Annotated in this window: 6 protein-coding genes; 5 read left to right on the top strand and 1 reads right to left on the bottom strand. The window is 53.8% G+C overall.

Annotated features, from left to right (window positions below):
• The coding region (locus FBQ85_25615; protein MDL1878510.1) for a ribonuclease HII at window positions 1–176 on the bottom strand (176 nt) is incomplete at its 3' end.
• A gap of 256 nt (window positions 177–432) precedes the next feature.
• Here FBQ85_25615 and FBQ85_25610 point away from each other — a divergent pair.
• The 5 genes from FBQ85_25610 to FBQ85_25590 all read left to right on the top strand — a co-directional run.
• Window positions 433–702, top strand: coding sequence for a hypothetical protein (locus FBQ85_25610; protein ID MDL1878509.1), 270 nt, complete (start codon window positions 433–435; stop codon window positions 700–702).
• 200 nt (window positions 703–902) lie between these two features.
• A complete protein-coding gene (locus FBQ85_25605; protein ID MDL1878508.1) occupies window positions 903–1907 on the top strand; it encodes a trypsin-like serine protease in 1005 nt (334 codons plus the stop codon).
• 61 nt (window positions 1908–1968) lie between these two features.
• Window positions 1969–3627 carry a 4Fe-4S ferredoxin gene (locus FBQ85_25600; GenBank protein ID MDL1878507.1) on the top strand — a complete coding sequence of 553 codons (1659 nt, stop codon included), beginning with the start codon at window positions 1969–1971 and terminating at the stop codon, window positions 3625–3627.
• A gap of 288 nt (window positions 3628–3915) precedes the next feature.
• The gene (locus FBQ85_25595; GenBank protein MDL1878506.1) at window positions 3916–4716 is read left to right on the top strand and encodes a phospholipase; all 801 of its coding nucleotides are present in this window, start codon (window positions 3916–3918) and stop codon (window positions 4714–4716) included.
• A gap of 91 nt (window positions 4717–4807) precedes the next feature.
• A partial coding sequence (locus FBQ85_25590; protein MDL1878505.1) for a carboxypeptidase-like regulatory domain-containing protein occupies window positions 4808–5839 on the top strand: 1032 nt, incomplete at its 3' end.

Here is a 5839-nt window from a genome sequence, read left to right as displayed (position 1 = left end):
ATTTTTTTTGAATCATCAACGCCGTCAATGAACTCTCCCGGATGAAAAATCACTGCGGCTGCAACCACCGGGCCGGCAAGCGGGCCGCGGCCCGCCTCGTCGACGCCGGCGATGAGCGACAGCCCCTGTTGCCACAGGGTTTTTTCATAATGCAATTTGTCAATGGCGGCTTTCATATCTCACTCAAAAATTTTTAGACGAGAGATTTATTTTTGGACATTCAACCCCGCGAGCTGCAAACGGAAAAGTGCCAAGCAGAAAACAGCGCTGCAAGCACACATGAACGCTTTGTAATATAACGCGAGCCTCCAGGGAAAGCAATCAGAAAAAATGCTTGCACGTTCAGGCGCAAATCGGTACTATTTTGTTAAAGGCCGCGCAGGCCTTTCGCGCGATACCAACCGGTTCACGGCATGCCAGGGAGGTGATCCTATGACGTACAATGAAGTCGGCATCAATTTGGATGAAGAAATCCTAAATGTAGCCGAGGCGTTTAATCTCGATGCGCATCGTCTGCATGTCGAATTTTTCAGCCCGGGGCATCAAGGCATTTTTGTCGAAGAAATGGGGGCAAGCAAGTTTCGCATTCACCTCAGCCTGGAAGAGAAACGCATTATCTCCGTCAAACAAATTTCCGGGCCCGCCGAACACGCGCCCGGTGAGCCGGATCCGTTTGCGAAATACAAAGCTTTTATGAAATAGTTGCGGTAAAATTTTAGATCAAGGATACTCGTATGTCACGCTCTCGTGCGTCTCTACTGCCGAGCTTGATTGTCGGCGTTGTTGCCGGCGTTGTCTTGGCAACCGTTTTTTTTCATTCGTCGTTTACGCCGCCCAGCCGGACCGGCCAATCCTCGAACCTGGATTCTGCAGCGATTACACCGGTGGCCGCGCAAACGGCCATGAGCCCCTCGCAAACGGCTGCCAGCTCAGCCAGCATGTTGCTCGAAGACGAACGCAACACCATCGATGTCTTTCAGCGGTCTTCACCCTCGGTGGTGTTTGTGATCAACAAAGCGCTGCGCAGCGACATTTTTTCGATGGACGTGATGGAGGTGCAGCAAGGTTCGGGCAGCGGCTTCATCTGGAATACCGGCGGCTACATCGTGACGAATTATCACGTCGTACAAAATGGCGATGCGTTTAGCGTCACGCTGAATGACAACACCACTTACGATGCGGAATTGATCGGCGCCGAGCCGAGCAAGGATATTGCCGTGGTGAAAATCAATGCGCCGGAGGCCAAGCTTGCGCCGGTGGCCATTGGCGGTTCGGAAAATTTGCGTGTGGGACAAAAAGTGATCGCCATCGGCAATCCCTTTGGGCTGGATCAAACGCTGACCACCGGCGTGGTGAGCGCGCTTGGCCGTCAAATCAAATCCAGCAACAACCGGACAATCGAAGGCGTTATTCAAACCGACGCCGCCATCAACCCCGGAAATTCCGGCGGACCGCTGCTGAATTCGCGCGGCGAATTGATCGGCATCAATACCGCGATTTACAGCACCAGCGGATCGAGTGCGGGCATCGGCTTTGCTGTGCCGGTCAACATTGTCAAACGTGTGGTGCCGCAACTGATCAAATACGGCAAAGTCATCCGCCCGGGATTGGGCGTCAGCACGATCGATGACAATATCGCTCGGCGTTGGCGCATTAAGGGCGTGATCATCCATCGTGTGCAGCCCGGTGGCGCGGCGGATCGTGCCGGTTTGAACGGCATCGTGCAAAATCGCTGGGGTGAAATTCGGTTGGGTGACATCATTACCGGCATCAACGGTAAGCCCGTCACCAATTTTGATGAATTGGGCACGGAGCTTGAACGGTATCAAATTGGTGAAGTGGTTACCGTCAATATCCTGCGCGGCGACCGGGAAACCTCGGTGAAAGTCCGGTTGCAAGAACTATAAAGGCCGATGAGCGTGCGGCGCCAGCGGAAAATGTGATCATTATTTATTTGTGAGAGGGAGCATGAACTTCGGTTTTATCATTGATAATCGCAAATGCATCGGTTGTCACGCTTGCACCGTGGCCTGCAAAGCCGAGCATGATGTTCCTATTGGCGTCAATCGTACGTGGGTCAAATATATTGAGAAAGGTGAGTTTCCGCACACGCGCCGGCTGTTTTCCGTGCTGCGCTGCAATCATTGTGACGAGGCGCCCTGTGTGGAAATTTGTCCGGTGACCGCGCTCTATCGCCGCGGCGACGGCATCGTCGATTTCGACAACCGCCGCTGCATCGGCTGCAAAGGATGCATGCAGGCGTGTCCGTATGATGCGCTTTACATCGATCCCAACACGCACACCGCGGCAAAATGCAATTACTGCGCGCATCGCGTGGAAATCGGTTTGGAGCCTGCTTGCGTCAACGTCTGCCCGGAACATGCCATCATCTCCGGCGATCTCGACAATCCGCTTTCCGAGATTGCGCAACTGCTCGCGCGCGAACAAGTGACCGCGCGCAAAGTAGAAAAAGGCACGCGACCCAAATTGTTTTATATCGAAGGCGACGACGCCTCGCTCAAGCCCAGCGCGACAGAACAAGCCAGCAATTATATGTGGAGTTCACAAACCGCCGGCGTCGGCCACTTCGCCCATTTTGCCGAAGCGCGCATGCAGCAGGCCGATGCCGCAAAAATGGCGGAAACGCTGGCGGGAAAGGGCGAATGGGTGAGCGGAGGGAATGGTGAGGGTGAGGAGGTTTTGATTCCGCGCGGCGGCGACGAGAAAAAAATGAAACACAAGGCGCAGGAAGTGGTTCAGGAAAAAGCGCGCCGCGTTTATGATGCGCCCGGCAAGGGCGTGCTCTGGGGCTGGGAAGTTTCGGCATATGTTTGGACGAAAGCTATCGCCGCAGGCGCATTTTTGGTGCCTTTCCTCGCCACAGTTTTTCATCTCACGCAAACGCCAGCAAGCGTGCAATGGTTGAGTCTGGCGTTGAGTTTGTTTTTTTTGATTGCCACCACCGCGCTGCTGGTCAAAGATCTGGATCAAGCACAGAGATTCATTTATGTTTTGCTACGGCCGCAGTGGAAATCCTGGCTGGTGAAAGGCGGCTATGCGCTGACGATCTACGGCGCGCTGCTCACGCTTGCGGCTGCGGCGAAATTCTTCAACTGGCCGAATGTGGAAATCTTTGCGAATTGGACGGCTGCTGCCTTTGCTGTGATCGCGGCGCTTTACACCGCATTTCTGTTCGCGCAAGCCAAGGGCCGGGATTTCTGGCAAAGCCCGGTGCTGCCCCTGCACATGCTGGTGCATGCTTTCATGGCGGGCGCGGCGATCTTGGCCGTTTGCGCGTCATTTATGACGGCGCCGGAAAACTGGATTGCCTTTTTGCGCATGACGCTTTACGTTTCCATTCTGACTAATCTCGTCATCCTTACTGTGGAATTGCTCACACCGCATTCCACCGCCGATGCCAAAGCCGTGAAAGAAATGATCGTGGCGGGAAGATTCGGCAAGACGTTTTGGTACGGGGCATTGTTGTGCGGCAATGCCTTGCCGCTGTTGCTGCTGGCGTTTGGCGGATCGCTGCTCTCCGCGATTGCCGGCATACTCGTGCTGCTCGGCATCTATCTCACCGAACATATCTGGGTGCGCGCGCCGCAGTTGCTTCCGCTGAGTTGACTCGAACTGTGTGAGCTGGCTTTATGACACTCCCCAACGCAGACGAGCTGCGACCAAATTCCACCACCAAGCACTAAGCTTTTTTCTTGGGGTCTTCGTGTCCTGGTGGTGAGACAGTCTTTGCTTTTTTTGTAGCGATTCAAGTTTAGCGAAATTAGCCGCCCTGTCATCCAGGAGGGATATCGTGACGTATCAAGCAGAGCAACAATGGCTTCATAAAATTTTTTGCCGCAGGACGGCTTATTGGCACAGCCAGAATGAAACGAATATTTGCAAGATGAAACGAGCATGATTATGCGGCCCAAGCCTTTCTTTCTTCTTTTTATCATGATCGGTTTATTTTATTCCATCTCCTGCGCGCAAGAAATGAAAACCGGCTTTCTCCAACGCGAAATCAAAATCAACGGTCAAACCTACTGCTATCAAATCTTCGTTCCCCAACATTTCACCCCGGCCAAAAAATGGCCGGTGATTCTCTTCCTGCACGGCGCGGGTGAACGCGGCGCGGATTGTGAGCGCCAGGCGCAGGTGGGGCTTGGCCCGGCGATTCGCAAACAAATCGAGTCTTTTCCTGCTATCGTCGTATTGCCGCAATGCCGGCAGGACTCGGTTTGGATTGGCAAAATGGAAGAGTTGGCGCTCGCCGCTTTGGATAAAACTATAAAAGATTTCAACGGCGATACGCAACGCATTTATTTGACCGGACTTTCCATGGGCGGTTATGGCGCGTGGTATCTCGCCTCACGCCACCCGCAAAAATTTGCCGCCCTCGCGCCGGTGTGCGGCGGCATCATTCCGCCGCCGAGCCGTTTATTTCCACGCTACGCACTGAATCTCATTCCCAAAGACAAGCCGTATGAAACCATCGCCCAAAAAATCGGCAAAATGCCGGTGTGGATTTTTCATGGCGAGGCCGATCCTGTGATTCGCGTCACCGAATCGCGCGAAATGAATGCCGCGTTGCGAGCGCTGGGCGGCAAGGTGAAATACACTGAATATCCCGGCGTGGGCCATAACTCGTGGGATAGCGCCTATGCCGAACCGGAATTCTGGAGCTGGCTGTGGGCGCAACGCCGCAAGAGCAATTGAAGAGCTTGAAATCTTATGTAAAGGCGATTCATTCTTTTTGGTGTGCGGCATTTATCAATCTTGACATGTTCTGACTTCAGAATCTAGAATAATGAAACCAAGTTATCCGGGCGCCTTTTGCGCGGTGCTTGTTCTTATCGCTCTGCCCGCATATGGCCAAAGTCTTTCGCCGGCGACTATTCACGGCGTTGTCAAGGATATTGAGAACGGCGCGCCGATTGTTTCGGCCAGCGTTTTCATTGCGAATACCACCTTGGGCGATGCCACCGATGCACAAGGCGCCTTTGAAATCATTCGTGTGCCGCCCGGCACGCACCAGTTGGTGGTTTCCATCATTGGATATGAAACGCAAACACGCAGCATTCGCGTCATGGCAGCGGATTCGGACAATCAGAATTTCAACCTCAAGCCCAAGACTTTGGAAGCGGCGACCGTTGAAGTCGTAGCCGAACCGCCGCATGAATGGCGAAAAAATCTCAAGAAATTCGAAGAGCTGTTTTGGGGCACATCCCGGCTCGTCGCCGAATGCAAACTGGTCAATCCTGAGGTGTTGGATTTCAACACGCCCACAGATGCGAAGTCGTTCATCGCCCGCGCGGAACAGCCTCTCGACATGGAAAATCGCGGGCTGGGTTTTAGGGTTGAAATCATTCTGCTCGAGTTCAAACAAAATCTGAATGATGAGAGCTTGCGCTATCAAATCATCCCTCACTTCAAAGCGCTGGCCCCCGCGAGTGATCGGGAAGAACACAAATGGCGACAAAACCGTTTGCACGCGTATCGCGGCTCGTTACGGCATTTCTATCGCGCGCTGATTGCGAATCGCTTGCTGGCCGAGGGGTTTCGCGTGTTCCGCATGCCGGCGTTGCCCTGGCTGACGGATAGCGCCGAACGCCGGCCAATCACCTCGCAGGAATTGCTGACGGAAACCTCGGTATCGTTCGAACGCCAACTGCGGCTGCCCGAATATTTGGAAGTGAGGTATGACGATGAAAAAGAAGGCGAGCAAATCTCCTGGCTGGATGGCCGCGACAATCCCATCACGTTGAACGTCTCCGGTTATGTCACCGGCCCGTTCGATGTTATGGTTTATGGCTACTGGGCCGGCCAGCGAGTTGCTGAA

This window comes from Cytophagia bacterium CHB2 (assembly GCA_030263535.1).
Taxonomy (GTDB): domain Bacteria; phylum Zhuqueibacterota; class Zhuqueibacteria; order Zhuqueibacterales; family Zhuqueibacteraceae; genus Coneutiohabitans.
Note: the sequence above shows the minus strand (reverse complement) of the source record. Positions and strands in the feature narration are given on the sequence as shown.